The sequence below is a fragment of the Exiguobacterium sp. SH0S7 genome, assembly GCF_004337195.1.
GTDB lineage: Bacteria > Bacillota > Bacilli > Exiguobacteriales > Exiguobacteriaceae > Exiguobacterium > Exiguobacterium aurantiacum_A.
Window position 1 is genome coordinate 24,288 of the sequence record NZ_SJVA01000012.1, and the last position, 26,279, is coordinate 50,566.

The 26,279-nt window shown below is 51.8% G+C and carries 31 protein-coding genes, 10 tRNA genes and 1 rRNA gene; 34 read left to right on the forward strand and 8 right to left on the reverse strand.

The window, feature by feature from the left end:
• Nucleotides 1-101: 101 nt before the first annotated feature.
• Together EVJ22_RS13060 and EVJ22_RS13065 are read left to right on the forward strand one after the other, a co-directional pair.
• Nucleotides 102-737 carry a YitT family protein gene (locus EVJ22_RS13060; RefSeq protein ID WP_070329202.1) on the forward strand — a complete coding sequence of 212 codons (636 nt, stop codon included), beginning with the start codon at nt 102-104 and terminating at the stop codon, nt 735-737.
• An 80-nt stretch (nt 738-817) separates the two neighbouring features.
• Nucleotides 818-1,540, forward strand: coding sequence for a YwiC-like family protein (locus EVJ22_RS13065; protein ID WP_071398894.1), 723 nt, complete (start codon nt 818-820; stop codon nt 1,538-1,540).
• Between the two features lie 20 nt (nt 1,541-1,560).
• Here EVJ22_RS13065 and EVJ22_RS13070 read toward each other — a convergent pair whose 3' ends face one another.
• Nucleotides 1,561-2,508 (reverse strand): DUF4003 family protein, encoded by a 948-nt coding sequence (locus EVJ22_RS13070; RefSeq protein WP_233589714.1) that lies wholly within the window; start codon nt 2,506-2,508, stop codon nt 1,561-1,563.
• A 160-nt stretch (nt 2,509-2,668) separates the two neighbouring features.
• Between EVJ22_RS13070 and EVJ22_RS13075 the strand changes: the two genes are divergently transcribed.
• Both EVJ22_RS13075 and EVJ22_RS13080 read left to right on the forward strand, forming a co-directional pair.
• Nucleotides 2,669-3,139 (forward strand): DUF2243 domain-containing protein, encoded by a 471-nt coding sequence (locus EVJ22_RS13075; protein WP_131444065.1) that lies wholly within the window; start codon nt 2,669-2,671, stop codon nt 3,137-3,139.
• A gap of 6 nt (nt 3,140-3,145) precedes the next feature.
• Nucleotides 3,146-3,931: a cytochrome c oxidase assembly protein gene (locus EVJ22_RS13080; RefSeq protein ID WP_131444066.1), complete on the forward strand. Its 786-nt coding sequence runs from the start codon at nt 3,146-3,148 to the stop codon at nt 3,929-3,931.
• Between the two features lie 68 nt (nt 3,932-3,999).
• On the opposite strand, the gene EVJ22_RS13085 is transcribed toward EVJ22_RS13080, so the two are convergent.
• Both EVJ22_RS13085 and EVJ22_RS13090 read right to left on the reverse strand, forming a co-directional pair.
• The gene (locus EVJ22_RS13085; protein WP_016509669.1) at nt 4,000-4,431 is read right to left on the reverse strand and encodes a type III secretion system chaperone family protein; all 432 of its coding nucleotides are present in this window, start codon (nt 4,429-4,431) and stop codon (nt 4,000-4,002) included.
• Nucleotides 4,432-4,497: 66 nt separating this feature from the next.
• Entirely contained in the window at nt 4,498-4,764 is a 267-nt protein-coding gene (locus tag EVJ22_RS13090) for a metal-sensitive transcriptional regulator (protein WP_016509666.1), read from the reverse strand.
• 283 nt (nt 4,765-5,047) lie between these two features.
• Here EVJ22_RS13090 and EVJ22_RS13095 point away from each other — a divergent pair, with 283 nt between their 5' ends.
• The 4 genes from EVJ22_RS13095 to EVJ22_RS13110 all read left to right on the forward strand — a co-directional run bounded on the left by EVJ22_RS13095 (nt 5,048) and on the right by EVJ22_RS13110 (nt 9,984).
• A complete protein-coding gene (locus EVJ22_RS13095; protein ID WP_071398896.1) occupies nt 5,048-5,353 on the forward strand; it encodes a rhodanese-like domain-containing protein in 306 nt (101 codons plus the stop codon).
• Nucleotides 5,350-7,815, forward strand: a complete 2,466-nt coding sequence (locus EVJ22_RS13100; protein ID WP_131444067.1) for a CoA-disulfide reductase — start codon at nt 5,350-5,352, stop codon at nt 7,813-7,815. Before EVJ22_RS13095 ends, EVJ22_RS13100 begins: the two co-directional genes overlap by 4 nt.
• 183 nt (nt 7,816-7,998) lie before the next feature.
• A complete protein-coding gene (locus EVJ22_RS13105) occupies nt 7,999-9,444 on the forward strand; it encodes an alanine/glycine:cation symporter family protein (RefSeq protein ID WP_071398900.1) in 1,446 nt (481 codons plus the stop codon).
• An 84-nt stretch (nt 9,445-9,528) separates the two neighbouring features.
• Nucleotides 9,529-9,984: a hypothetical protein gene (locus EVJ22_RS13110; RefSeq protein WP_071398901.1), complete on the forward strand. Its 456-nt coding sequence runs from the start codon at nt 9,529-9,531 to the stop codon at nt 9,982-9,984.
• 534 nt (nt 9,985-10,518) lie between these two features.
• Here the strand turns inward: EVJ22_RS13110 and EVJ22_RS13115 are convergent.
• Nucleotides 10,519-11,520 carry a metal ABC transporter solute-binding protein, Zn/Mn family gene (locus EVJ22_RS13115; RefSeq protein ID WP_071398903.1) on the reverse strand — a complete coding sequence of 334 codons (1,002 nt, stop codon included), beginning with the start codon at nt 11,518-11,520 and terminating at the stop codon, nt 10,519-10,521.
• Nucleotides 11,521-11,694: 174 nt separating this feature from the next.
• Between EVJ22_RS13115 and EVJ22_RS13120 the strand changes: the two genes are divergently transcribed.
• The 3 genes from EVJ22_RS13120 (at nt 11,695) to EVJ22_RS13130 (ending at nt 13,783) form a co-directional block, all read left to right on the forward strand.
• Nucleotides 11,695-12,630 carry an alpha/beta hydrolase gene (locus EVJ22_RS13120; protein ID WP_071398904.1) on the forward strand — a complete coding sequence of 312 codons (936 nt, stop codon included), beginning with the start codon at nt 11,695-11,697 and terminating at the stop codon, nt 12,628-12,630.
• A gap of 66 nt (nt 12,631-12,696) precedes the next feature.
• Complete coding sequence (locus EVJ22_RS13125) at nt 12,697-13,296, forward strand: histidine phosphatase family protein (protein WP_071398905.1); 600 nt, start codon at nt 12,697-12,699, stop codon at nt 13,294-13,296.
• Nucleotides 13,297-13,306: 10 nt separating this feature from the next.
• The gene (locus EVJ22_RS13130; protein WP_070329213.1) at nt 13,307-13,783 is read left to right on the forward strand and encodes a DUF456 domain-containing protein; all 477 of its coding nucleotides are present in this window, start codon (nt 13,307-13,309) and stop codon (nt 13,781-13,783) included.
• 74 nt (nt 13,784-13,857) lie between these two features.
• On the opposite strand, the gene EVJ22_RS13135 is transcribed toward EVJ22_RS13130, so the two are convergent.
• Nucleotides 13,858-14,331 carry a YwpF family protein gene (locus EVJ22_RS13135; RefSeq protein ID WP_070329230.1) on the reverse strand — a complete coding sequence of 158 codons (474 nt, stop codon included), beginning with the start codon at nt 14,329-14,331 and terminating at the stop codon, nt 13,858-13,860.
• 113 nt (nt 14,332-14,444) lie between these two features.
• On the opposite strand from EVJ22_RS13135, the gene EVJ22_RS13140 reads away from it, so the two are divergent.
• A complete protein-coding gene (locus EVJ22_RS13140) occupies nt 14,445-14,747 on the forward strand; it encodes a hypothetical protein (RefSeq protein WP_071398906.1) in 303 nt (100 codons plus the stop codon).
• A 36-nt stretch (nt 14,748-14,783) separates the two neighbouring features.
• On the opposite strand, the gene EVJ22_RS13145 is transcribed toward EVJ22_RS13140, so the two are convergent.
• Together EVJ22_RS13145 and EVJ22_RS13150 are read right to left on the reverse strand one after the other, a co-directional pair.
• A complete protein-coding gene (locus EVJ22_RS13145; protein ID WP_070329215.1) occupies nt 14,784-16,229 on the reverse strand; it encodes a nicotinate phosphoribosyltransferase in 1,446 nt (481 codons plus the stop codon).
• Nucleotides 16,230-16,252: 23 nt separating this feature from the next.
• On the reverse strand, nt 16,253-16,786 hold the full coding sequence (locus tag EVJ22_RS13150; protein WP_071398908.1) for a cysteine hydrolase family protein: 534 nt from the start codon (nt 16,784-16,786) through the stop codon (nt 16,253-16,255).
• 142 nt (nt 16,787-16,928) lie between these two features.
• On the opposite strand from EVJ22_RS13150, the gene EVJ22_RS13155 reads away from it, so the two are divergent.
• From EVJ22_RS13155 to EVJ22_RS13165, 3 genes are read left to right on the forward strand one after another with little or no spacing between them, the layout of a single operon-like run.
• A complete protein-coding gene (locus EVJ22_RS13155) occupies nt 16,929-17,204 on the forward strand; it encodes a 4a-hydroxytetrahydrobiopterin dehydratase (protein WP_070329217.1) in 276 nt (91 codons plus the stop codon).
• Complete coding sequence (locus tag EVJ22_RS13160; protein WP_233589715.1) at nt 17,197-17,679, forward strand: hypothetical protein; 483 nt, start codon at nt 17,197-17,199, stop codon at nt 17,677-17,679. The genes EVJ22_RS13155 and EVJ22_RS13160 overlap by 8 nt, the downstream gene beginning before the upstream one ends.
• 34 nt (nt 17,680-17,713) lie before the next feature.
• The gene (locus tag EVJ22_RS13165) at nt 17,714-18,031 is read left to right on the forward strand and encodes a hypothetical protein (RefSeq protein ID WP_070329219.1); all 318 of its coding nucleotides are present in this window, start codon (nt 17,714-17,716) and stop codon (nt 18,029-18,031) included.
• A 36-nt stretch (nt 18,032-18,067) separates the two neighbouring features.
• Here the strand turns inward: EVJ22_RS13165 and EVJ22_RS13170 are convergent, their stop codons facing one another.
• Nucleotides 18,068-18,793, reverse strand: a complete 726-nt coding sequence (locus EVJ22_RS13170; RefSeq protein ID WP_071398910.1) for a rhomboid family intramembrane serine protease — start codon at nt 18,791-18,793, stop codon at nt 18,068-18,070.
• Nucleotides 18,794-18,856: 63 nt separating this feature from the next.
• On the opposite strand from EVJ22_RS13170, the gene acpS reads away from it, so the two are divergent.
• The 19 genes from acpS to EVJ22_RS13265 form a co-directional block, all read left to right on the forward strand.
• Nucleotides 18,857-19,234, forward strand: coding sequence for a holo-ACP synthase (gene acpS / locus EVJ22_RS13175; RefSeq protein WP_131444068.1), 378 nt, complete (start codon nt 18,857-18,859; stop codon nt 19,232-19,234).
• Nucleotides 19,212-20,288 (forward strand): alanine racemase, encoded by a 1,077-nt coding sequence (gene alr, locus EVJ22_RS13180; RefSeq protein ID WP_131444069.1) that lies wholly within the window; start codon nt 19,212-19,214, stop codon nt 20,286-20,288. The genes acpS and alr overlap by 23 nt, the downstream gene beginning before the upstream one ends.
• Nucleotides 20,289-20,416: 128 nt before the next feature.
• The gene (locus EVJ22_RS13185; protein WP_131444070.1) at nt 20,417-20,695 is read left to right on the forward strand and encodes a hypothetical protein; all 279 of its coding nucleotides are present in this window, start codon (nt 20,417-20,419) and stop codon (nt 20,693-20,695) included.
• Nucleotides 20,696-20,700: 5 nt separating this feature from the next.
• Nucleotides 20,701-21,051 (forward strand): type II toxin-antitoxin system PemK/MazF family toxin, encoded by a 351-nt coding sequence (locus EVJ22_RS13190; RefSeq protein WP_016510516.1) that lies wholly within the window; start codon nt 20,701-20,703, stop codon nt 21,049-21,051.
• 140 nt (nt 21,052-21,191) lie between these two features.
• A complete protein-coding gene (locus tag EVJ22_RS13195) occupies nt 21,192-21,518 on the forward strand; it encodes an STAS domain-containing protein (protein WP_016510528.1) in 327 nt (108 codons plus the stop codon).
• Nucleotides 21,515-21,991: an anti-sigma B factor RsbW gene (gene rsbW / locus EVJ22_RS13200; RefSeq protein ID WP_070329224.1), complete on the forward strand. Its 477-nt coding sequence runs from the start codon at nt 21,515-21,517 to the stop codon at nt 21,989-21,991. Before EVJ22_RS13195 ends, rsbW begins: the two co-directional genes overlap by 4 nt.
• On the forward strand, nt 21,957-22,757 hold the full coding sequence (sigB, locus tag EVJ22_RS13205; RefSeq protein ID WP_016510526.1) for an RNA polymerase sigma factor SigB: 801 nt from the start codon (nt 21,957-21,959) through the stop codon (nt 22,755-22,757). Before rsbW ends, sigB begins: the two co-directional genes overlap by 35 nt.
• Nucleotides 22,758-22,823: 66 nt before the next feature.
• Entirely contained in the window at nt 22,824-24,962 is a 2,139-nt protein-coding gene (locus tag EVJ22_RS13210) for a Tex family protein (protein WP_233589716.1), read from the forward strand.
• Nucleotides 24,963-25,182: 220 nt separating this feature from the next.
• Nucleotides 25,183-25,257 (forward strand) — tRNA-Asn (locus EVJ22_RS13215).
• A gap of 9 nt (nt 25,258-25,266) precedes the next feature.
• A tRNA-Ser gene (locus EVJ22_RS13220) sits at nt 25,267-25,358 on the forward strand.
• A gap of 32 nt (nt 25,359-25,390) precedes the next feature.
• Nucleotides 25,391-25,465, forward strand: a tRNA-Glu gene (locus EVJ22_RS13225).
• A gap of 4 nt (nt 25,466-25,469) precedes the next feature.
• Nucleotides 25,470-25,545, forward strand: a tRNA-Val gene (locus tag EVJ22_RS13230).
• Between the two features lie 23 nt (nt 25,546-25,568).
• Nucleotides 25,569-25,644 (forward strand) — tRNA-Asp (locus EVJ22_RS13235).
• 7 nt (nt 25,645-25,651) lie between these two features.
• Nucleotides 25,652-25,723: transfer RNA gene (locus EVJ22_RS13240), tRNA-Gln, on the forward strand.
• Between the two features lie 9 nt (nt 25,724-25,732).
• Nucleotides 25,733-25,808: transfer RNA gene (locus tag EVJ22_RS13245), tRNA-Lys, on the forward strand.
• 30 nt (nt 25,809-25,838) lie between these two features.
• A tRNA-Leu gene (locus tag EVJ22_RS13250) sits at nt 25,839-25,926 on the forward strand.
• Nucleotide 25,927: 1 nt separating this feature from the next.
• Nucleotides 25,928-26,004: transfer RNA gene (locus EVJ22_RS13255), tRNA-Arg, on the forward strand.
• A gap of 10 nt (nt 26,005-26,014) precedes the next feature.
• Nucleotides 26,015-26,091, forward strand: a tRNA-Ile gene (locus EVJ22_RS13260).
• Between the two features lie 101 nt (nt 26,092-26,192).
• Nucleotides 26,193-26,279 (forward strand): 16S ribosomal RNA (locus tag EVJ22_RS13265); the annotation flags it as partial.

The following is a 26,279-nucleotide window of genomic DNA, read 5'->3' on the forward strand; positions in this document are numbered from 1 at the left end:
ATGTAAAAAATCAACAAACGGAAGATCGGAGATGGAACAGATGGAACCGCGGCTACGACTGAGGATCCTCCTCTCCGTTGAAAACGGGGAGGACAATCGGAATGAAACGAGTTGCTACCATAGTGCTCGGAACGCTGATCATGGCGTTCGGTTATTATTATTTGAATGAACAGTTTGGTTTGGCAGAAGGGGGCTTTGTCGGGTTAGCATTACTCGGCCGCTATTTATTTGATATCGATCCGGCGATCTCGATGATCGTACTCGACATCCCCTTCTTTTTAATCGCTCTTTGGTGGAAAGGCTGGCGCTTCGTCGGACAAGCCGTGCTTGCCGCGGCGTCACTTTCGCTCAGCTATGCGATGTGGGATCGACTCGACCTGTTGACGTTTGACATCCAGGTCTGGCCGGCGACACTGTTCGCTGCGATTGCGAGCGGGATTGTGACCGGCTACGGTCTCGGTCTCGTCTTGAAGTCAGGTGGAGCGACCGGAGGTGACGATTTATTCGCACTCGGTCTGTCAAAGTGGTCCGGCGTATCGGTCGGAACGATTCTCATCGCCTTCGATGTGGTTGTTCTTGCGATCTCGCTCATCTACTTGCCGCTCTCGAACGCGCTCTACACGCTCATCGCGGTCTCGATCGCTGGTCGTGTCGTCACGAAGATGTTGACGGAAGACGCTGTCGAAGTAGCCATACCAAGTGTGACCAAACTAACACCAAAAAACGATCTCGCCTGAGATCGTTTTTTGTTTTGTAAAATTTGTCACAGTTTTCCCCACGCCGTTCTTCTAAACTGATTATAGAAGGAGTGAGTCACATGAAATGGATGATTCCAAAACAGCACGGCGCCTGGTCGATGCTTATTTTACCGTTCTTACTCGGCGGCATCGTCGGAGGATGGACGCTCGTTCATGTCCCGTTCGCTATCGCCTGGTTGTTCGTCTACATGGGCACGTTTTTCTTGTTCCAATACGTGAAGCTACGGAAGAAGTCGGCTGAGCTGTTGCGGACGGTCGTGACGTATCTTGTGATTGCGACAGTCGCTGCCATTCCTGTGTTCATCGCCGAATGGCGGCTCGTCTGGTTCGTCCTCGCGATGATCCCGTTCGGTCTCGTCAACGCCTATTTCGCCAAAATTAAAGACGAGCGCAACGTCTGGAACGACGTCAGTGCCGTCACGTCATTTTGTATCGGTGGGATGGCGAGTTATTATCTGGGTGCGCAGACGTTGGGCGCGACGATTGTTTGGCTGTTCATCTTGCCGTACTTGTATTTCCTCGGCAGTATCTTTTACGTCAAGACGATGATTCGGGAGAAGAAGAGCGCGTTGTACCGGAACATCTCGTGGGGGTATCACCTCATGCTCGTCGTATTGTTCATCGCGTTCGGCTATCCGCTGCTCGCGCTCGCATACGCGCCGAGCCTCGTCCGGGCGATCGTTTTCTACGGCAAAAAGATCCCAATTATGAAAATCGGGATCTTTGAGATTATGAACTCGGTGTTCGTTTTAATCTGTTTGAGCATATACCTTTACACGTAGAAGGGGCAACCCTTCTTTTTTTAGTCGCTTGACGAGGTGCTCGCGATGATGGCGACGCTTGCTGCCGCCGAGGCCGCTTGTTGCATCGCCAGCAAATGAGCGAACGTCCCGTTCAGTAGCAGGTCGCTCGCATCTTCGGTTATATGTTCCGCGGCGACGAGTTGGATGGCGACGTTTAGTCCGTGCGTGTTGAACCAGCGCTGCTGCTCTTTTTCAGCGTTCGTGATATCGAGGATCGCTTGTTCGTCTTGGTCGTTTGGTGCCGAGACGATTGAGAGCAAGGCGAGCGATGGCAGCTGCTCACTCTTGACGGCAAGCTGTTGGTTTTCAAGGCGGGTGCGCCAGTCTAAGAAGCGAGCGAAGGCGTCATCTCGGCCCAACTTGCTGAACATGAGCAAATGCGATACGAGTTGCAGTTCGTTCGAGCGTGGTAAGTGGACTTTCAACGCCTCGTAATACGATTCGATGCGCTCGTTCAGTTCAGTGTGGTCGTCGAACGCTTGCACGAGGACGAGTGCCGACAGCAGATCCTCTTCACTCGTGAGCCACGGATGCTGGCGTTTAAATGCTTGATAGAGGGCGCTTGCCTCATCGAGCCTGCGTTCCGGCTCGTCGACGTTGATCAACTGGCTCGCGAGGAATGGCCGCAGCGCACTGAAACGGAAATGTTTTCGGTCGAGCAGCGTGTCGAGACGAAGTGCTTCGTCAATCGCGGGGCCGACGTCTTCATACTTGGCGTCGAGAAACGATAACCAGACGAGGTTGTTGCTACCGCGAAATTTGGAGAACAAACCGGTCTTCTGTTTGACGGCCGCCTGCGCCTGTTCAAACCGATTTGGGTCGAACGTGGTGTCATGGATGGCGTAGTTGACGGCCATCAAACGCCGGAAGTCGTCAGTGAGTGCCCACTTGGTCGCCGTTTTGATGGCTTCGAGCGAATCTAGGTAAAGCGTATAACGAGTCAACATAAAAATCCCTCCTTTTTCTATTCGTACGGAAAAATCGGGCTAAACGTTTCATAAAAGTGATATCGTTTCTGTTCTTAAATTAGGACGGCGTTTAATTAGTAAACAAAAGGGAATCGAAATATGTCCGAAAACTTTGTTATTAATTTGGAGGTGCCGAAACATGGAAGGTAGTCCGTATGCATACGCGTTCCGTAACCTTGGTTCGGGATTTCTGTTCGGATTGGGCCTGATTGCATTTGTGGATGAGACGGTATTTCATCAATTGTTGGCGTGGCATCATTTCTACGATAAATCGACGTCTGCCGTCGGCTTATTCTCAGACGGGTTATTTCATGCGTTCAGTTGGTTTGCGACCGTAGCTTCCTTGTTCCTCCTGGCAGACCTACGGAGAAGAAAGTCATTTTGGATGAAGCGATGGATCAGTGGCGTCCTGATTGGCGTTGGTTTTTTTCAACTCTACGATGGGATTATTCATCACAAGCTACTGAAAATTCATCAGATTCGTTATGGCGTTGAGATTCTTCCATATGACCTCGTTTGGAATGTTACGGCCCTTGTCATCCTCATAGGTGGTTTAGTGCTCTTTAACCAAACGCAGAAACGGAAGCTACTTGTGAAAGAAGGAGGATAAATGAGGATGCATTCCCATGTCCAGACCATAAGTGGCGGTTATGAGGCGGTGGTCGTGATTTTGTTGTTTATGGCTCTCCTTGCTTATTCGTTCGCCGGAATTTTTACGAGTCGCGCTTATAAACCGTGGCCGCCATATCGCTACGGGTTATGGATGATAGGTATTGTTTGTGTAGGCCTTACTTTGGTTGGACCGTTAGCGACTTTTGCCCACACCAATTTTGTGGGGCATATGATTAGTCATCTGTTTCTAGGTATGTTGGCGCCGTTGTGTCTCGCCTTGTCCGCCCCGATGACGTTACTGTTACGGACGCTTGATGTACACATCGCGAGAAGAGTGACACGCGTATTAAAAAGTCGGCCGCTCCAATTCTTCACGAATCCGGTCACGGCTTCCGTTCTCAACATTGGAGGGCTATATCTGCTCTACATGACGGATTTGTATTCACTGATGCATCAATCAATTCTTTTATATGTGTTAATTCATCTGCATGTATTTTTAGCAGGGTATTTGTTTACCATTTCTTTGATTTATGTGGACGTCACGTCACACCGATACAGCTACATATACCGATCACTTGTATTGATTGCAGCATTGGCCGGACATAAGATATTGGCAAAAATAATTTATGTGAGCCCACCAAATGGGGTGCCAACAGGAGAGGCAGAGGCAGGAGCCATGTGGATGTATTACGGTGGGGATTTGGTTGATCTTCTATTAATCATCATTCTTTGTTACCAGTGGTATATTGCAACTTCTCCCCGTGCCCTAGCTATGAGAGATGACGTATGAGTACACAAGAAAAGACGATCGTCCCGATGCGTACGGGATGATCGTCTTTTCTGTCTGGCGGTCTACAATTATTGAACTTGCGTGTACAGTTTTTGCATGTACTCGTTCACTTCGTCGGCTGCTTGGAACATCATGAACGAATGTTGCAAGATGATTTCCGGTGAGAAGCCGAGATCGAGGTCGAGCGTTGAAGCGAGCGTGACGTCACGGTCGCTGTCGAGCACGCAACGGAAGTACTTGAACTCTTGGTTGAACTCGTTCAATGCGTTGAGGATCGGTAGGTCTTCGACGTAGTCCGGCACGTGCGTCACTGTCGCGGCGTATAGCTCGGCGTCAGTCGTCTTTTTGTTGAAGGCGATAATCATAACGGGCTGGGCCCCAGATTTAGTCGTTTCACGCGTTAAAAACGTGACGTGCGTTTCAGTCTCGCTCTCTTTGAACGTCATGTTGCGTTCTGCGACGAGCGCTTTGAATGATTCTACTTTTTCTTCAAAGTTCACAAAGAAATCCCCCTTAAAAGTCGTTACTCTAACTTTCTCCCATTTGAGAGGGGAAAGCAAGGAGAACTAGCGTTTCATCAACATTTTGATGGCTTCTTCGACCGTTTCTGACGTATCTTCGCCATCTTGTTGCGCCGTGATAATGCACTGCTCCAAGTTCTTGGCGACGATGATCGTCGAGGCGCGGTCAAGTGCCGATCGAGCCGCGCTCAGTTGTGTCACGACGTCGCGACACTCCTTGCCTTCTTCCATCATGCGGATGATGGCCCGGATCTGGCCTTCGACCCGTTTCATCCGGTTCAACACTTTCGTGTCGTATTGATACTGTTCCATAAGTTTCACCTCTATATTCAAATCGTTCAGTAACCCAACTAGTATTGTGTAGTCTCATCTTAATACGTGGGGGAGTATGTGTCGAGCAACAACGTTTAAGCCGGAAAAAATCGACTGTTTGCCGATTCGTCAAACTTTTCCCTTGCAATCACATACCATAGGGGGTATATTAATGACGTGAAAGCGAATTGTTCAATGAATCACAAAGTTTATCGGACGCCCGCTACCAAGCTGATCATGAATACGTGAAATGACTATAGATAAAAAGGATGGGTAAACAAAGATGAAAGCATCGGCTTTAAAACGTCAAATGGACTTTGAAGTCCCTGTAAACATCGTCGACGTGCGCGAACGCGACGAGTTTCAAGAAGCACACATCGCGGGGGCGGCGAATTACCCGCTCTCTGAAATAACGGAGTGGATTGATAAGCTCGACACAGATCAAGAGTACATCGTGCTCTGTCGTTCGGGCGCTCGCAGCACGCAAGCTACTTGGCAAATGGAAGCAAAAGGTTATAAAGTGGTCAATATAGAAGACGGCTTGATGAGCTGGCCTGGTGAAGTCGTCAAAGGAGGAAACGAGCAATGAGTAAAAAAATCGTAATTGTCGGTGGGGTAGCAGGTGGTGCTTCGGCAGCCGCACGTCTCCGTCGTTTAAATGAAGAAAATCAAATCGTCATGTTCGACCGTGGCGAATATATCTCATTTGCCAACTGTGGTCTCCCATACTACATCGGTGACGTGATTCAAGACCGTCAAAAACTGCTCGTCCAAACAGTCGAGGGCATGCATCAACGGTTCCAACTCGATATCCGCAATTTGACAGAAGTGACAAAAATCAACCGCGCCGAGAAGACAGTGACGGTGAAACACGTCCAAACGGGTGAAACGTACGATGAGTCATACGACGTCCTCGTCTTGTCGCCTGGAGCGAAACCGATTCGTCCGAACATTCCTGGGATCGAAGAAGCGGAAGATATCTTCACGCTCCGAAATATTCCAGATACAGATAAAATCCGTAGCTACGTCGATGACAAGGCACCGAAACACGCGACGGTCATCGGAGGCGGCTTCATAGGAATCGAGATGGCTGAAAACTTACGTGAACGCGGCGTTGACGTGACGCTCGTCGAAATGGCGGATCAAGTCATGACACCGCTCGACCGTGAGATGGTCGCACCAATCCATGAACATATGCGTCTCCATGGCGTGGACCTCCAATTGTCAGACGGCGTGTCGTCGTTCTCTGAACAAGGGAAGAAGATTCATTTGACGAGCGGCCGTGTCATTGAAACGGACATGGTTGTCATGTCGATCGGGGTCATTCCTGAATCGACAATCGCCCGAGAAGCCGGTCTTGAGACAGGAACACGTGGCGCTATCCGTGTCAACGAGAAGATGCTCACGTCGGATCCGAACATCTATGCGATCGGGGACGCGGTCGAAGTGCTCGACTATATCTTCAAAGAGCCAACGGTCGTTCCGCTCGCATGGCCAGCCAACCGTCAAGGACGCCTCGTTGCCGACATCATTAACGGCCGCGACGTGAAGTACAACGGGACGATGGGTACCGGGATCGCAAAAGTGTTCGACATGACTGTCGCTTCGACAGGATGGAACGAGAAACGTTTGAAAGCAGCCGGCAAAGAGTTTGAAGCCGTCCACGTGCACCCAGGTTCACACGCAGGCTACTATCCAGGATCGACTCCGGTTTCACTCAAACTGTTGTTCCATCCGACAACGGGTGAAATCTACGGTGCTCAAGGTGTCGGGATGAACGGTGTCGATAAACGGATCGACGTCATCGCGACAGCAATCAAAGGTGGTTTGACGGTCCTCGACCTGCCAGACCTCGAACTTAGCTACGCACCGCCGTTCAGCTCGGCGAAAGATCCGGTCAACATGATCGGTTACGTCGCCTCGAACGTCATCCTCGGTGACAACGAAGTCGTGCATTGGGACGAGATTGACGCATTGGTCGAGAACGGTGCGACACTGCTTGACGTCCGTGACGAGTCTGAGCATGAGCTCGGGAAAATTCCTGGATCGATCAACATCCCGCTCAACTCGCTCCGTGACAACTTGGACAGCTATAGTAAAGACGAGACGATCTACGTGACGTGTCAAGTCGGCCTTCGTGGCTACCTGGCTTCACGCATCTTGCGCCAAAATGGCTTCAAAGTGAAAAACTTGAGCGGTGGCTACAAGACGTGGTCACAAGTACGACGTGATTTTGACGCGCTCGAGACAGTTAAAACGGCAGATGAAACTGCTGCGACAGCAACGAAGGAGGCACCACCCGCAATGACGAATGAACCAGTCGGAGAACCGATTTTCCTTGATACATGTGGTCTGCAATGCCCGGGCCCAATCTTAGAAGTAAATAAAAAAGTAGCAGAGCTCGGCGAAGGCGAGACGCTCCGCGTCCTCGCAAGCGATCCTGGTTTCTTCGCAGACATCGAAGCATGGGCGAAAAAGACGGGCAATAAACTCGTCTCGAAACAGTTCGTGAACGGTCGCGTCGAAGCGATCCTTCAAAAAGGCAACGGCCCTACGGCCGCTCAAGCAGGAGCACCAGCCGGCGACGGCGCTTCAATGGTCGTCTTCAGCGGAGACCTCGACCGTGCCCTCGCCTCGTTCATCATCGCTCAAGGCGCAGCGGCAATGGGCAAAGAAGTGACAATGTTCTTCACATTCTGGGGATTGAACGTCATTCGTAAACCAGACGCACCTGACGTGAAGAAGCAAGGTCTCGAGAAGATGTTCGGCATGATGATGCCTTCGCATGCTGGAGAACTTCCGCTCTCGAACATGAACTTCGGTGGGGTTGGCCAGAAAATGATGAAAAAAGTGATGAGCGACAAGAACGTGCCTTCACTTGACCAAATGATTAAATCGGCACAAGAAGCAGGCGTCAAGATGGTCGCTTGTACGATGTCGATGGATGTCATGGGAATCAAAGAAGAAGAGTTGATCGACGGCATCAATCTCGGCGGTGTGGCAGCATACCTCGGGGCAGCTGAAGGCGGCAACTTGAACCTGTTCATCTAAGTGAATCAAATAGTCAGAGCGACCGGCCATGTGCCGGTCGCTTTTTCTATTGTTTGGGTGTGAAACTTGAAAATTACTGAAAAAGATTGCATTCTCCACACACTTTTCCTATAATTCTAATCATGTTAAGAAAGTTGACATAACTTTTACTTATAACTAAACATACATTTTGGAGGATTGAAGATGGAGAATATGATCGAAAAGTTTGTTGGACAAGCGAATGACCTGCTCTGGTCGTCGGTGCTCATCGTCGTTCTTGTCGCGTTAGGCCTTTATTTCACGATTCGCATGGGGTTCGTTCAGTTCCGTATGCTTCCTGAAATGTTCCGCCTCTTGTTCAAAGACGGCATGAAGCGTGAAAAAGGACAAGTGTCTTCGTTCCAAGCGTTCGCCATTGGGACGGCAGCACGTGTCGGAACAGGAAACATCGCCGGTGTCGCGACAGCGATCGCGCTCGGTGGTCCGGGAGCTGTCTTCTGGATGTGGATCATCGCTTTAGTCGGTTCCGCCTCGGCGTTCGTCGAGAGCACGCTCGCTCAAGTGTATAAAGTCCGTGACGGACGTACGTGGCGCGGGGGGCCGGCCTACTATATGGAGCGCGCCCTCGGGCAACGGTGGCTCGGCATTTTGTTTGCCATCCTCATCACGTTCTCGTTCGGTTTTGCCTTTAACTCGGTCCAATCGAACACAATTTCAATTTCGATGAGCAACCAGTTCGGGGTCAGCCCGACAACGGTCGGTCTCGTGTTGGCTGCCATCACAGGAATTGTCATCTTCGGCGGCATCCAGTCGATTGCGATGTTATCAAGTATCATCGTTCCAATCATGGCCGGCGGTTACATCTTGCTCGCTTTATGGATCATGATTTCAAACGCTTCGCTATTGCCGAGCGTGTTCGGTCTCATCTTCTCTGAAGGTGTGCTCGGGCTCGAGCAAATGTTCGGCGGGGCAATCGGGGCGATGGTCCTTCAAGGGATCCGCCGCGGTCTGTTCTCGAACGAAGCAGGTATGGGGTCGGCTCCGAACGCGGCGGCGACTGCTGAAGTATCACACCCGGTCAAACAAGGCTTGATCCAATCGTTCAGCGTCTTCGTCGATACACTTCTCATCTGTACGTCGACAGCGATGATCATCTTGTTGTCAGGCGTGGCTGGTTCGGAAGCGTTCGCAGGTGTCGAATTGACACAAGCGGCACTCACGGCTGAGATCGGTCCGATGGCGACGTCGTTCCTGACGATCGCGATCTTCTTGTTCGCGTTCAGCTCGATTCTAGGAAACTACTACTACGGTGAGACGAACATTCAGTTCATCTCGAATAAAAAGATTTATGTCACGCTCTACCGCATCGGTGTCGTCGGGATGGTCCTCTTCGGAGCTGTCCGTTCGGCCGGTCTCGTCTGGTCGATCGCCGACGTGTTCATGGGACTCATGGCGCTCGTCAACTTGTATGCGATTTTCCGTCTCGCGAAAGTCGCACGGCTCGTACTCGACGATTATTTAGAGCAACGCCGTCAAGGAGACGATCCGGTATTTTATGCCGACTCGATCGAAGACCTGCCTGGTCGTGAATATTTAGAGGCTTGGGATAACGAGGAAGAAGAAGTCAAAACGGGTACGTTCCGTTCATAAGCAACAAACCGTCTACGAATATACGTAGGCGGTTTTTTTGCGTCTGAAAGAAGGGTAAAGTGAAGAAAAGGGGGGCGTTCAATCATGGAGACGACACATTATATACGCATTTCCCCGGAAGTATGGGTCTCGTTCGGTCAAGACCCGGAGATGATTCTAGACTGGTTGCTTCACGTGCATGAGCAACACCGTGACACGTACGAGACGTTGACGCTTCCAAATATTGAGCGGTTTCAACAAATACTTGGTCAAATCGAGGTATATATCGACGGGAATGACACGTATAACTTGGAGATGGCCGTCATCGGGGAAGAGTTGGTCGTCAATGAGAAGCAGGCGGTCGTCGTCGGGATTTTGACGCCGCAGCTGCTTCATATCGTCAAAGACGCGATGAACGCCTTCAAAAAAGAAGATGTCGGAGAGATGGCGCTAGTGAATCGTGACAGTCTCGATGACATTTGGCTCAAATGGACGCTGTTGAAGCACTTCTGTGACGAGGCGAGTGAGCGGGATGAGCTTGTGTTGATTTATTATGAATGATACCTTTCGAATGGTATAATATTGAAAAAACTAGGCGGTGGATGTTGGTGAATGGTTTTTTCGCAAGTGCGGCACTTGTTTTTTGCATACTTAGTCCGGTGTTTGCCTATCGAGCGGGTCTCGAACGAATCGGACGTCTCAATCTAGTTACGGTGCTGCTATTCTTACTGTTTTGGGGATATGTACTTTTGACTGGGGCTTCGTATAATAGTCTGGCTTCGATCGCTTTCTACGCTTTGTTTTATATCAATTTATGTTTCGCTGCAATTAATAGTGCTCTACTCATGAAGACTCGGCGTCCACGAGCATCCCTTCTTAAACTGCTTGCAGTCGGAACTTTGTTGATTGGAGTTTGTGTGTTTTTCGTTGAGTATTTACATCCGACAAACGTAATCTCAGACACTTTGTTGCAAGCGACGATGACGGCTGTTCCGATTTTCGTAACTAGTATCATTTGGGCAAGGTTGAGGCAAATCGACCGAGAACCGGAATTATAAAAAGCTCGACGCCGCGGCGCCGAGCTTTTGTTCTGTCTTATTTCAATGCGATTTCAAGCGCTTTGACGTTCTCGCGCATCAAGTCGAAATAGCTTTGGTCCATCTGTTCTTTCGTGACCGATTCAAGGTTGTAAATCGTCACTGCTTCGGCACCGATTTCATTTTTGACGACTTCGGCCACTTTCGGTGTCACCGTGTCCTCGAACGCGATGTACTTCAAGTCATGGAGCTCTGCCTCTTCGATGACCCGCTTGAGCGCTTGCTGTGACGGTTCTTCAGACGGCGTGAGACCAGTGATCGGAAGCTGGTCGAAACCGTATCGTTCCGCCAAGTAGCCATAAGCCGCGTGCGTCACGAGGAGCTCTGACTTCGAACCGGCGTCGACAGCCGCTTGCAGCTCGGCATCGAGCGTGTCGGCTTCTTCTTTGAATGCGCTCAATCGATCTGCGAATTCGTCTTTATAGTCAGGCGCTTGCTCGACGAACGACGCCTCAACCGCTTCTGCCATCGAGACGGCGTTCATCGGATCGAGCCAGACGTGCGGGTCGTATTGGCCGTGATCGTGACCGTCGTCCTCGCTGTGGCCTGCTTCTTCTTCCGTATGCCCATCTTCCTCGTGGCCGTGCTCATCCTCACCGTGAACGTGGACGGTATCGTCAGCCGAGAGCAGAGCGATGTCTTCCGCGGTCTTCACGAACGTGACGTCCTCGCTCGCGAGACTCTGTTCCATCGACTCGACGTACGGCTCAAGGTCATGACCGATCGTGAGGAATAGATCAGCTTCCGCGATCTGTGTCATCTGTTTTGAAGTCGGCTCGTATGTGTGGGGGTCGGCACCGGGTGGGATCACCATTTCAACACGGACACGGTCGCCCCCGATTTCTTCGGCAATCGATTTTAAGGCGAATGTCGACGCGTATACCGTCAACTGATCGCTCGATTCGTCTGTAGCATTTGTAGCATTGCTCTCTTCGTTGTTGGCGCAACCACCGAGTAAAAGTGTCCCGGCCGCGGCGACGCTCATTAATTTCTTGTTCATGTATTATTCCGCCTCTCAATTCTCTAAATCAATTATTAAACCGTAACGGTTACGTTCTGTGACTGCGTCTAATATTATAGGGGGCAGTCGAGCGCACGTCAAGTCCGACTTCCGATGGATGGTTTTTAAAGAAAAAGGGAATATGATTAAAAAAAGAGCGAGGAGTGGATTTGTATGAGAAAGGAGACCGCCTGGTTTGTCGGGGGCGCTGCGTTAGCGGCGGCGACCGCAGCCGGGGCGAGCGTTTGGAATCAGTACGGTTCGCTCGTTAGATGGCAAGAACCAGAGATGACGGTTCGCCCGTCTATACGCAAACGACGAACCCACACGTACAAGGTCGTCAACGACCAACCGCTCCAATTCGATATATACTATCCGCCGGGCGATGGACCGTTCCCGGTCGCCGTCTACGCGCACGGTGGCGCGTTCGTCCGCGGAGGCCGAGGCATGGTGACGTTGTTCCATCCCCTTCTCGATCATTTCTTGGGGAAAGGGTTCGCCATCGTCAGCATCGACTATCGACTGTTCGAGGACGGGGTCTACTTCCCGGACAACATCATCGACGTGTCTGACGCGCTCTGTTATTTGAAACAACATGGCGGGCTTCTCAATCTCGACATCGATCAATTGATCGGCTGGGGCGACTCGGCGGGTGCGGCGCTCGTCCTCGCGACGGCGCTCGACCGGGATAAACAGTTTACAGGTGAACTCGGTGACGACGTGCCGTCGATGAAAGGTGTCATCGCGCTGTATCCGCCGACGAATTTCCTCTTGTTCAAGTTCATCCAGACATGGCTCGCGCACTTGAAGTTTTACGAGGGCAGTCGCGAGGCGTGGCGTGAATTGATGGTGAAATGTTCACCGGTCACACATCTGTATGACGACGCGCCGCCGATCCTCATCTTGCACGGTAAAAAAGACCCGATCGTCCCATTCGGGCAAGCGCTCCATTTCGTCGAGCACGCCAGTGAGGTCGGGGCGAACGTCCAGCTCATCTCGTTCCCAAACGGTACCCACTCGCTTGCAAGTTTTCTCCAATCTGATAATCCGATTAAAGAAACACAGCTCATGGCCCGCATCGATCGTTTCATCGACGATGCCTTGACGTGACGTTGCGATTTTTTAGAAAGATGTTACGATTGGAAAAGATTTAACGATTACGAAGGAGTGAAGAGTGTGACGGAACTTTGTTTAGTCCGACATGGTCAGACAGATTGGAATTTTCAAGAAATCATTCAAGGACGGGAAGATATCCCCCTCAATGCGCTTGGGCATCGCCAAGCCGAAGAGAGCGCGGCTTTTTTAAGTCAAGAGAACTGGGACGTGATCGTCTCGAGTCCGCTCACGCGAGCGGTTGACACGGCCCATTACATCGCGGAGGCGTGCGGCATCGGTCCGGGCGAGATTATTCAAGACGAGCGGTTCATCGAGCGTGAGTTCGGCTATGCGTCAGGCAAACCGGTGCCGGGCATTTACGAGGCCGTTCAAGCGGACGATCAGGAACAGGTTCCGGGTCTTGAGTCGGAAGACGAGATGCGGGCCCGGGTGCTTGAAGGGATGGAACATCTCGTCGAGGCGCATAAAGGGAAGCGAATCATCGTCGTCTGCCATTCGCATGCGATCAAAGCTGCCCTATCGGCGATTGATGACACGTACACGTTCCGCCACGCCATGCGGAACGCCTGCTCGAACTATATCGAACATCGTGAAGATCAGTTCGTCGTAAAGGCCGTGAACGTTGCCGATCATATTACGAACGAGATTGTCACGAAGTGAGGAGAAGCTCATGACGACATTGCTCTGGATTTTCATCATCGCATCATTTGTTGTCGCGTTCGCGGGTTTGATCTATCCGGTCATCCCGAGCGTGCTGTTCTTATTCATCGGTTATGTGATTTACGGATTCGGATTCTCATTTGAACCGCTCACATGGACGTTTTGGCTCTGGCAAATCCTGTTCTTGATTTTCTTGTTTGCGGTCGACTACATCGTCACACGGGCGACAGTCGACAAGCGCGGCGGCTCGGAACGGGCGAAGTGGGGTGCGACCATCGGTTTGATCGCCGGACCGTTCATCTTCCCGCTCGTCGGTGTACTCATCTTCCCGTTCATCTTTGCGTTTTTAGCGGAGCTCACGCTCGGGAAAACGACGCGCGAGGCGTGGAGTATCGGCGTCGGGACGGTGCTCGCATTCCTTGGTAGCACCGTGCTCAAAGTCATCGGGATGACGATGATGGTCATCTTGTTTTTCATGTATATCTAAAGGCGGAGAAACTTCTTCGCCTTTTTTGGTTGAGCCGTTTCCAAAAACGGGGAAAGAAAAACAAGACCGTTCGCTTATTCGAACGATCCTGTCTTGACGAGCTGGGTGAAGGCGGAGCGGCTGAACGACTGTTGCTGCTCGACTTGTTTTTCGAAGAACGATGGTTTGAGATTGGCGTCGGCCACCCCTTCTGAGATCAAGGAGTCGAGAACTTGTTTCGTCGGATCTTGTTTTGGCAGGAGCATCAACCCTTCAGCGACGAACGTGTGATGGTTCGACAGCGAACGCTCGCTCGTGAACGTCATCGCGATGGCCGCGGGACGGTTGTTGGCCGAGGTGATGACCGCCTCTGCTAAAAGAAGGATCCGTTTATTCAAATAGTGGTGGAGCATGACGGCAAATTCGGTCGGGACGAGCATTTCAAGGAGCCATTCATTATCGTGTTCTTTCGAGATGATCAACCCGTCGAGCAGCTCGATCGGGAGGTTCAACTCGTTGCCGTACTCGTCTTGGACGAGGCGGACTTGGACCAGACGGAACGTTTTCATCGTATCGATCCCTTCCACGTTTTCTTTAACTCATCTTAACATAGTCTGAATCGAAGATTGTGTTACGATAACGGGGAAGCGATGTGAATATTAGAGGATAAGGAGGCATCACCATGAGTTGGATTGTTGGCATAATCGGATATATCACGATCCTAGCAATCGGTTATTACGGTGTCCTTTTCTTCAAAGTAAAGCAAGAACGGAGTCGAGCCGGGTATCGCATCTTTCTTTTACTCGCGGGACTGTTCTTCGTGAGTGGGAGTGACTATATCATCGCCTTGTTCCAGGGGGACACGGAGGCGACGTTTTGGCAGCGGACCATCTATTTCATCTTGATTTTGATTTCCCTTTCGATCGCACTTTACTTTCGGAGAAAAGAAGATAAACTCCATGCGCACGAAATGACGACCGCATAAAGAAAAGGTTACGGGGATGTCCCCGTAACCTTTTCTTTATTTTGGAATCCGTGTTTGACGGATCATTTCGAGCTTCAAATCCCACAGCGGCTTGCTGAACGTGACCGCATACACTTCTGGCAATCGGAGTCGCTTGTACTCTTCCCATAGTCCGTTCATCTGCTCATGGTGATACTGGCGGATGTCTGTCGCACTCGGCAAGTCGTACACGCGCTTCCCATCTAGGAAGATCGGTTCGAGCAAACGTTTGACGGTGAAATTGCGTGTCTTGATCCGGAACGCCGGGTCACGCACGTCGATCAAGTCGATCTCCGTATACGTCTCGACCGGTTCGTCGGCGAGCGCGATATAATCCCCTTTGAACTTGCCCGTCTCGTTATCAATAATCCGGTAAAGTTCTTTCTTGTGCGGGGTCGTCGTCTTCACTTTTGAGGACGACACTTTGATGACCGGTTTCAACTCGCCGTCAGCTCCTTCACGGGCGACGAGCTTGTACACCATCCCGAGGGCCGGCTGTTCGTAAGCCGTGATCCCGCGCGTCCCGACGAGGAACGTGTCGGCTTCAGCGCCTTGCATCCGCAAGTCTTGGATGACGTACTCGTCGAGGTCACCTGAGACAACGATTTTGACGTAGTCGAGACCGGCCGCGTTCAATGCTTTCCGGGCCCGTTTTGACAAGTAGGCAAGGTCGCCCGAATCGAGACGGACCGATTTCAAGCGGTATCCTTTCGCCTCGAGCTCTTTTGCGACCGTGATGGCGTTCGGGAGCCCCGATTTGAGCGTGTCGTACGTGTCGATCAACAGGCTCGTGTTATCCGGGTACATCTCGGCAAACGAACGGAACGCCTCGAGCTCGTCATCATGGAACTGGATGTCGGCGTGCTCCATCGTCCCTCCGGTCGGGACATTGAAATCACGTCCTGCCGAAACGAGGCTCGTCACGTCGAAGCCGGCGATGTAAGCGGCACGCGTCCCGTAGTAGGCAGCGTCGACGCCTTGGGCACGGCGAGCTCCGCCTTCAAGCAACGTCTCGTTCGGCGCGGCTTGACGGATTCGGGCGTACTTCGAGGCAATGAGTGACTCATGGTTGGCGATGTTGAGGAGCGCCGTTTGGAACAGCTTCGCCTCGAAGATCGTCGACTCGATCCGGACGACTTGTTCGTGCGGGAAGATGATTTCACCTTCGCGCACACTATAGAGAGAACCGGTGAACTTGAAGTTGCGGAGGACGTCACCAAACTCGTCCTCGAACCCGAGCTGTTCTTTTAAATAAGCGATATCGGCTTCCGTGAACGAGACGTTCTCTAAATAGTGCACGATATTTTGCAAGCCGGCGAAGACGACGTAACCGCCGCTGAACGGGTTCGAGCGGTAGTAAAGGTCGAAGACGACTTTTTCGTTATGACGGCCTTGTTTCCAATAAATATACATCCAGCGTGGGAGATAAAGGTCGGTATGAAGCGCTAAGTTGCGATGTAACATTGTAGTTTCCTTTCTGTTTGGCGTCACTTCCCGGTCACAGTTGCTCCGAGGGTCGTGACAAAATGTTCGAGCGCCCAGTCGTGTCCGACCGGGTTAAAGCTTTGAACCGCATCCGCATGGACGACGATCTTGTATCCGAGGTTGTACGCATCGACGGCCGTATGGAGCACACAGATGTCGGTGCATACACCGACGAGATGGACTTCATGGATGCCGCGCTCACGTAGGCGAAGGTCAAGGTCTGTGCCTGCGAAGGCGCTGTAACGCGTCTTGTCGATCCAATGATCGGCGCGTTCGGCGGCGGTTTTGACGGCGCCGTACAACTCGCGACCTTCCGTGCCCCGAATGTTGTGGGGTGGGAACAACGTCGTTTCAGGGTGATACGTGTCGCCGGCGTCATGGACGTCGTTCGCGACGACGACGTAGTCCTCTGTTGAAAATTCCTCGATCAACTGGACGATTCGTTCTTCTATGTCTTGCCCGGGTTTCCCGCAAGTCAAACGACCCGTGTCTGCGATAAAATCAAACGTATAATCAATGACGATCAATGCCCGCATGGGAAGTCTCCTCTCTCTTGTGAAGAATGATTTGGCTATCTTTCTTATTCTAAATCATTTTGCGGCATGCGAAAAAGATTATTTTCGCGCTTGGTCGGGTAGTAAGTGTAAGAGGAACTGCAATCGAAAGGGGAATCAGCTGATGATTTTGTCATCGACCGAACTGTCTGAACAGTTGTCACGATTACCGGGCTGGGAAGTCGTCGAAGGGGAGTTACAAAAAACGTATCGCCTCGAGACGTTTCCGGAGGCGATCCAATTCGTTCATCTCGTCGCCGATATGGCCGAGACGCTCAACCATCATCCGAACATATTGATCGAGTATCGCAACGTCACGCTCACCGTGTCGACACACGACGAAGGAGGCATCACAGAGAAGGACATCATGCTCGCGAAAGGCTGTGAGGAACTTGTCTAAACTGTTTATGACGTTCGCCTCCGGCAGTGTCGCCGACCGGTTGCGCAAGGAACCGGGCGTCATCGTCGCGAGCGGCAACGAGACAATCTTGCTTGCCGAAGGGGACAAGTCCCCGTTCCAGAGTGGAAAGACGTTCCAAATCGAAGAAGCGGCAGGACAATTCGCGGCGACAGGGAATATCATCTATGCGAACATCCCGGTCGACTCGAACGCCCGGTCGCTTTTGTTCCACCGATTGCTGAAAGAAAAGTCCCGTCTCGGGTCTGGGCACAACGGATTTGCCGCGTATCGGCTCGGCGTTGACCCGGATGACAACCACGGGATTGTCATCATTCAATTCACTGAAGAAGGAAATCGGTTCCGTGATTCGACTGACTACTTATTGTTTCAAGAACGATTGAAAGAAGCCATCGAACAAAAAGGGGCCGGTCCGATCATAAAACACTATGTCGTCAGTGAACCGGATAACTTATAATAAACATAACGTCACGTTAGGGGAGGATTTTTTTATGAACAAGAACTACTTCTGGATGGGTTTGGCGGCAGGTGCCATTATCGGTGCCAGCGCATCGCTGCTCCACAAAGAGACACGCGATCAGCAGATCAGACAGCTCAAAGGGATGAAGTCACGACTCAAGTCGACGGACACATCGACGCAATCACATTCGGTCGGGCTCCAAGCCTCATCGAAAAGCAGCTTGAAAGATCGCGTCATGGACTTGAAGGCGTTGTACGAAGAAAATCAAGACACGATCCAAAACCTCGTCGAAGACGTCAAAGACTTGGTCGACGCGCTCCAAGACGCACGTCATAAAAATCAGATCTAATTCAAATGGCCAAGCGCTGAGCGCTTGGCCATTTTTTCATAAGAACTGTGCGAACAAGCCGAAAACGGCGAGCCCGATAATGACGTAGAAAATCCATTTGCTGTCGCTCGAGTGGACGACAGGCGGAGCGTACTTCCGCGGCTTGTACTTCCCGTAACGGAGCGGACGCGAGTAAGGCACCGTGAAACGAGACAGCGGGATCGCGAGCAAGAACCCGGCCAAGAAGCCGTAGACATGTCCCCACAGCGACACGTTCGCCCCGATGAGCGTGAAGACGGCGCTGATCGCAACGAAGATGAAGACGAGTCGCGCATCTTGACTGTTGATGAGCGTACGACGGAAACGGCCGATGAACACGTAGAAGCCGAGAATCGCTAAAATCGCACCCGAAGCACCAGCTTGCAAATAGAACAGTTCGCTCACCGTGAAGAACGTCAACAAGTTGGCGAGTGCCCCAGCTAAAATGTAAAACACGGCGAACTTCACATGACCGACCATGCGTTCCATGGCGGGGCCGAAAATGATCAACGCGAACGAGTTAAACAGCAAATGACCAAGATCTAAATGAATGAAGTTTGCTGTCACGAGACGGTACCATTCGCCTTGGGCGAGCGCGAGATGGAACGAGCCTCCGAGCGCGACGATGCGGAGGTCGGGCACCAAAGAACCGATGACAAACACGAGCAGTTGGATTACAATGAACAGCGTTACGAGCGGATATGCCCGTACGAACGTTTGAACATTCTCAGTACGACTAAACATAGCATCACCTCTTTTCTTAATTGTATAAGGAAACGAGTGAAAAAGGAAAGGAGCGAGTGTCCTATGATTGCGGGAATCGGAATCGATATCGTCGAGCTAGAACGAATCGCTCGCTCGATCGAACAACCTCGCTTTATGAACCGGTTGCTGACGGAGGCAGAGCGCGGGCTCGCCCTCACGTATTCAGACGAACGTCGAATCGAGTTCGTCGCCGGGCGGTTCGCGGCGAAAGAAGCCTACGCCAAAGCGGCCGGGACAGGCATCGCCCGCGGTTTGTCGTGGCAGCAGATCGAAGTACTGCCGGACGAGACGGGACGCCCGCATATGATGGCGCCTCACCAGGGCCGGATTCATGTCAGTATCAGCCATAGCGAACGGTACGCCGTCGCACAAGTCATCATTGAAGAGGGGGATCACCATGTTTCGTCCAAGTTGGATTGAAATCGACCGGGCGGCGATCGCCCACAACATCATCGAAATCAAAAAACGTATCCCGCAAGCGCTCATGGCAGTCGTGAAAGCGAACGCCTACGGGCACGGGGCCGTCGAGGTCGCGAACATCGCGCTCGCGAACGGGGCGACGATGCTCGGAGTCGCCTTGCTTGAAGAAGCGATCGAGCTTCGAGACGCCGGTATCACCGCCCCGATCCTCGTCATGGAAGCACAGTTCCCAGAATACGCTGGAGTCGCGGCCGAGCATGATGTGACGCTCTCCGTGTTCTCGGCCGACTGGTTACGTGAGGCGAAAGCGTATGTGACCGAGCGGCCGCTCACCGTCCACGTCAAAGTCGACACGGGCATGGGGCGTCTCGGCTTGCGGACGCGGGCCGAACTTGACGCACTTCTCGACGCAGCCGACGACCACTTTGATGTCGAAGGGATTTATACACACTTCGCGACGGCCGACGAACCGGACAGTCCGCTCTATTACGAGCAACAAAAGCGGTTCAGTCAGTTGATCGACGGACTCATCCCGCGCTTCCGCTACATTCATACATCGAACTCGGCCGGGGCGATCCGGATGGCCGGAGAAGATGTTCCCTATAACCTTGTCCGTGTCGGCATCGCGCTGTACGGGTTATACCCATCGAGCGAGATGGCGTCGGCGTATGCGTTCTTGAAACCGGCGTTCACATTGAAGAGCCGACTCATGCAAGTGAAGACGCTTGAAGCCGGGCAGACGGTCAGCTACGGTGCGACGTACACGACGACGGCCGATGAATGGATCGGGACGGTACCGGTCGGTTATGCCGACGGCTGGATCCGCAAGGCGAGCGGCTTCGAAGTCGACGTCGAGGGCGAGCGTTGCCCGATCGTCGGACGGGTGTGCATGGACCGCTTCATGATCCGCCTCCCGCACGAGTTTCCGGTCGGCACCGTCGTCACGTTGATCGGCGGGCCGGTCGCTATCGATGAACTCGCGTCACACCTCGGGACCATCAATTACGAGGTCGTTTGTCAATTGACGAGTCGATTGCCACGGCGCTACGTGTAAATCATAAACGTGTGAAATTATCTGAATTCTTTCGTGAATCCTCTATATTTTCCCATTCTTGCGTGTTATATTGATAAAGAACGCGGGAAAAATTCCGCCAATCACCGAAACGATTCTGGAGGTGCAAGATGTTGAAACAGCGAACTGCGGGTACTCTAGTGTCCGTTCCAGATCGGTTCTCGCAGCATGTGAGTCCGATTTCGATGAAAGATCGTGAATCACTGTCATTGAACGATGTAGTGACGTACTTGTCTAAGGAAATTGCTGATCGACAACAAGCACTGCGTGAAGAATTGGCGAAAGGCTATCAAGAGATGGCCGCGTTTAATTTGAATATGGCAGAAGAGATGCTGATGATTGAGACGGAAGCCGAACATGCTCTCTTACGTCAAGTAAGCGGGGTGTGAGCGGAGTGATCGTAAAGCGTGGTGACGTGTTTTATGCGAATCTGTCGCCCGTAGTCGGTTCAGAGCAAGGTGGAGTTCGTCCGGTTCTCGTCATTCAAAACGATATCGGCAATCGCTTTAGCCCGACCGTCATTGTCGCTGCGATTACGGCTCAGATCCAGAAAGCAAAACTGCCGACTCATGTGGAAGTATATCAAGTCAAACACGGCCTCGAACGAGACTCCGTGATTTTGCTTGAACAGATTCGAACGATTGATAAGCGTCGTCTGACGGATAAAGTCACTCATCTCGATGATGAGACGATGCACAAAGTTGACCGAGCGCTAGAGATCAGTATGGGATTAATCCCGCTCTAGCTTACATATAACTAAACCGGTACATGGGTATCGGTTTTTTTTCAAAAAGATTGATAAAAGTGGTTTCAAATCCTGAAACAAGGGAAATATGATTAATCGTACTCAATTTTTCTATGCGTAACATTAGGAGGGAATATACAATGGATTTAGCGATTCGCGAGCAAGTCATTGGAGAACAATTACACCTTTACGTTTCTGGAGAGGTAGACACATATACGGCACCAAAATTGAAAGAGGTCTTGCACCCGGCGATTACGGAACAAGATGTCATCGTTCATTTAGACGAAGTCGACTATATGGACTCAACAGGTCTCGGCGTCTTCGTCGGCGCACTTAAAATTGCCAAACGTAACGAGAAAGAGTTGTCGCTCGTCGGCGTTACCGATCGCGTCAACCGTCTCTTTGAATTGACAGGCTTAGACAAGTTATTGTCGATCAATACAAACGTAAGAGGTGGCACGAAATGAGTAACATCGAACAGACGGTGATGACGTTCCCGGCCAAACCGGAATATGTCGGCGTGGTCCGTTTAGTCGTCTCAGGAATCGCTAACCGTATGGGATATACGTACGACGAGATCGAGGATATTAAAATCGCGGTCTCGGAAGCGTGTGGCAACGCTGTTCAGCACGCTTATGAAGACCAAGAGGGCGAAGTGAAGCTCACTTGCGGCGTCCACGACGACCGCCTCGAGATGACGATCGAAGACTCGGGCAAGACGTTCGCGGACGACGTGAAACGCCAAGCGGCTCCGGTCGAGGAGACGGCGGAAATCGAATCGCTTCACGAAGGGGGACTCGGTCTTTTCCTCATTGAAGCGTTAATGGATAACGTCTCGATCAACAAGGACAACGGTGTCAAAGTGACGATGACGAAACTCCTTAACAGGGACGAGGTGGATCAGAGTGCCAGCAAAATCTCAACAACGCCATCACAGTGATGATGAAGTATTAGAGTGGATTGAGCGCTATCAACAGGACGATCAAAACGAAGAAGTCCAGATGCTCCTCATCAACCGATACTCAGACCTTGTTGAAGCGCTCGCTCGAAAATTCTCGCGTGGCCGGGCCATCCATGATGACCTCGTGCAAGTCGGGATGATCGGGTTGCTCGCCGCACTTCGCCGTTTCGACCCGGAGTTCGGACGCAGCTTCGAATCATTCGCTGTTCCAACGATCATCGGTGAAATCAAGCGTTTCATCCGTGACAAGACGTGGAGCGTTCACGTACCGCGTCGGATCAAGGAGCTTGGACCGAAAATCAAGAAGACGGTCGAAGAGCTGACGACAGAACTGCAACGGTCACCGCGCATCGATGAGATCGCCGACTACCTTGGCGTTTCCGATGAAGAAATTCTCGAAACGCTCGAGATGGGCAAGAGCTATCAAGCGCTCTCGGTCGACAGTTCAATCGAAGCGGACAATGAAGGCAGCACGGTCACACTGCTCGACCTCGTCGGCAGCCAAGAGCGTGGGTATGAGTCAGTCGACCAGCGCCTCATTCTAGAAAAGGCGTTCAGCGTCTTGAACGAGCGGGAACAAGCGATTTTAGAATGTGCTTACTATAAAAACATGAGTCAAAAAGAGACGGGCGAACTCCTCGGTATTTCCCAGATGCACGTGTCACGTCTACAGCGACGCGCGCTCGAGAAATTGCGTGAGGCCATCAAAGTCCCACTCAACGAAGTATTCTCAAACGATGACTAAACGGTCATCGTTTTTTTGTCGTCTACTACAGAGTTTGCTACACTTCAATAGAGAAGAGAAAAGGAAGTGATTCGATTGATTACGAAGATTGCGAACGAATTGAAGCTGAAGACGAGTCAAATCGAGACGGTACAACAACTTGCGTCGGACGGAGCGACGATCCCGTTCATGGCCCGCTATCGAAAAGAGATGACGGGGAATTTGGACGAAGTCGAGATCAAAGCGATCCTCGACTCGCTCCAATACGAAGAGAGTCTCCAAAAACGGAAAACAGACGTCCTCGCAAAACTCGAAGAACTCGAGAAGGCGACGCCGGAGCTGACACGGGCCATCGAGGTCGCGACGAGTCTCCAACAAGTCGAGGACATCTACTTGCCGTATCGTCCGAAGCGCCGGACGAAAGCCGAGCAAGGACGAGAGAAGGGGTTGCAGCCGCTCGCCGACTGGTTCCGGGAAGCATCTGCTTATTCGGTGCAACAAGCGGAGGGACTCACGGGTGAACTGGCGCTAGAAGAGGCGCTTCCGTTCGTACAAGCAATTATCGGGGAAGAGTGGGGGGAAGAGGCAGCGCTCCGCCAGACGCTGCGGACGAAAGTGCGGAACGAGGCGCTCCTCCGGTCCCAAAAGAAAAAGGCGGCAGAAGATGAGAAAGAAGTGTTCGCCCAGTATTACGACTACGAGGAGAAAGTGGTCGGTATCGTGCCGCACCGCATCCTCGCGTTGAACCGGGGTGAGCGGACCGACGTGCTCCAAGTGAAGCTCGTCTTTGACGAGACGTTGTTCTTGAAACGAGCACTCAGTAAGTTCGATCGTCTTCCGACCGAGAAACGAGATGTCGTGACGCTCGCTATAAAGGACGCGTTCAAGAAATCGGTCTTCCCGGCCATCGAACGTGAAATCCGTAGTTCGTTGACCGAGACGGCTGAAGAACAAGCGATCGACGTCTTCTCTAAGAACTTGAAGCAGCTCTATATGCAGCCACCGCTCCGTGAAGTTGTCGTGCTCGGCATCGACCCGGCCTACCGGACCGGCTGTAAGTGGGCCGTCGTCAACGAGACCGGGAAAGTCGAAGAAGTCGGCGTGTTCTATCCGACGGCGCCGAAGCATGACGTGACCGGTTCAGAAAAAGTGCTCTCATCTCTCGTGAAACGCTATCCGATCTCCGTCATCGTCATTGGCAACGGGACCGCTTCGCGTGAGACCGAGCAATTTGTCTCGAACTGGCTGAAGACGGCCGAGCGTGAGATCGCGTACGCGATCGTCAATGAAGCCGGTGCCAGCGTGTACTCGGCTTCCGAGATTGCGCGATCTGAGTTCCCGGAGTTGAAAGTCGAAGAACGTTCGGCTGTATCGATCGCCCGTCGGATCCAAGATGCGATGGCCGAGCTTGTGAAAGTCGACCCGCAATCGGTCGGGGTCGGACAGTACCAGCATGATGTCAGTCAAAAAAAATTGAAAGGCTCACTCGAGTTCGTCGTCGAGAGCGTCGTCAACATGGTCGGTGTCGATGTGAACCGAGCTTCCGAGTCGTTGCTCACGTACGTATCGGGCCTCAATAAGACGACGGCAAAAAACATCGTCGCGTATCGTGATGAGTTCGGGCGCTTCAATACCCGCAAAGAAATCAAGAAAGTGCCACGTCTTGGGGTGAAGGCGTATGAGCAGGCAGCTGGCTTCCTTCGCATCACGAACGGGAGCGACGTGCTCGACCAAACCGAGATCCACCCAGAGAGTTACAAGTTGACGTTATCTCTATTGAAGGAACTCGGTGTCTCGAAAGCAGCGGTCGGCACGGCCGAGTTGCGAGATCGGTTGAAGTCGGTCGATGCCCGAGTGCTCAGCGAAACGCTTGAGGCGGGATTGCCGACGGTCGAAGACATCTTGAAGTCGCTCGCCAAACCGGGCCGTGATCCACGTGAGGATATTCAAAAGCCGCTTTTACGGACGGATGTCATGAACTTAGAAGACTTGCAGGTCGGGATGGAGTTCCAAGGGACGGTCCGCAACGTCATCGACTTCGGGGCATTCGTCGACATCGGGGTCAAACAGGACGGGCTCGTCCACATCTCGAAGTTGTCGAACCGTTACGTCAAACATCCGCTCGACGTCGTCGCGGTCGGGGACATCGTCACCGTCTGGATCGAGCAAGTCGATGCCAACCGGGGTCGGATCAGCCTGACGATGCTAGAGCCTAAAAAACAATAAATCGATATTTAGTAAGAAGAAAGTCGGAGTTGAGCAAAGTGGTTTCATTTTGCTCAACTTTTTTATTAAAAAGTGTTGACGGTCGTTTTTGACCGTGATATCTTATAGAGGTCGCCAAGAGCGCGGCATGAAAAATTAAAACTTTTCTAAAAAAGTGATTGACACGTTTCGGGTTTGCGGTTACAATTTAAATCGTTACTTTGAAAAATTCAAGCAACGTTCCGCAATAGCTCAGTGGTAGAGCAACCGGCTGTTAACCGGTAGGTCGTAGGTTCAAATCCTACTTGCGGAGCCATTTTATTTTGGAGACGTACCCAAGCGGCTATAAGGGGCTCCCCTGCTAAGGGAGTAGGCTGGGAAACCGGTGCGAGGGTTCGAATCCCTCCGTCTCCGCCACTTACTTTTTAGAAAACATCAATCAAACAAATGGCCCGTTGGTCAAGCGGTTAAGACACCGCCCTTTCACGGCGGTAACACGGGTTCGATTCCCGTACGGGTCACCATTTCGGAGGATTAGCTCAGCTGGGAGAGCACCTGCCTTACAAGCAGGGGGTCGGCGGTTCGATCCCGTCATCCTCCACCATTTCAAATTTAAGCGCGTATACTGGTCTTGTGGTGTAGGGGTTAACATGCCTGCCTGTCACGCAGGAGATCGCGGGTTCAAATCCCGTCAAGACCGCCATTTACGTTGGGCTGTAGCCAAGTGGTAAGGCATTGGATTTTGATTCCAACATGCGAAGGTTCGATCCCTTCCAGCCCAGCTTATATTTGAGCCATTAGCTCAGTTGGTAGAGCATCTGACTTTTAATCAGAGGGTCGCAGGTTCGAGCCCTGCATGGCTCACCATTTTTATTCCTCGTAACATTTAATTACGCTGCGGTCGTGGCGGAATCGGTAGACGCGCTAGGTTGAGGGCCTAGTGGTGGTTAACACCGTGGAGGTTCAAGTCCTCTCGACCGCACCATGCACCCTTAGCTCAGCTGGATAGAGCGTTAGACTACGAATCTAAAGGCCGGGAGTTCGAATCTCTCAGGGTGCACCATTTTTATTATGGGCCTATAGCTCAGCCGGTTAGAGCGCACGCCTGATAAGCGTGAGGTCGGTGGTTCGAGTCCACTTAGGCCCACCATCTTAACTGACGAACTTTGAAAACTGAACGATGAGGCAAAAAAAGTTTTACAAGTTTTGATTGAAGCGCAAGCTTCGTCATTTTCAAGAGCTATATCAAATTCTTTGGAGAGTTTGATCCTGGCTCAGGACGAACGCTGGCGGCGTGCCTAATACATGCAAGTCGAGCGCAGGAAATCGGCGGAACCC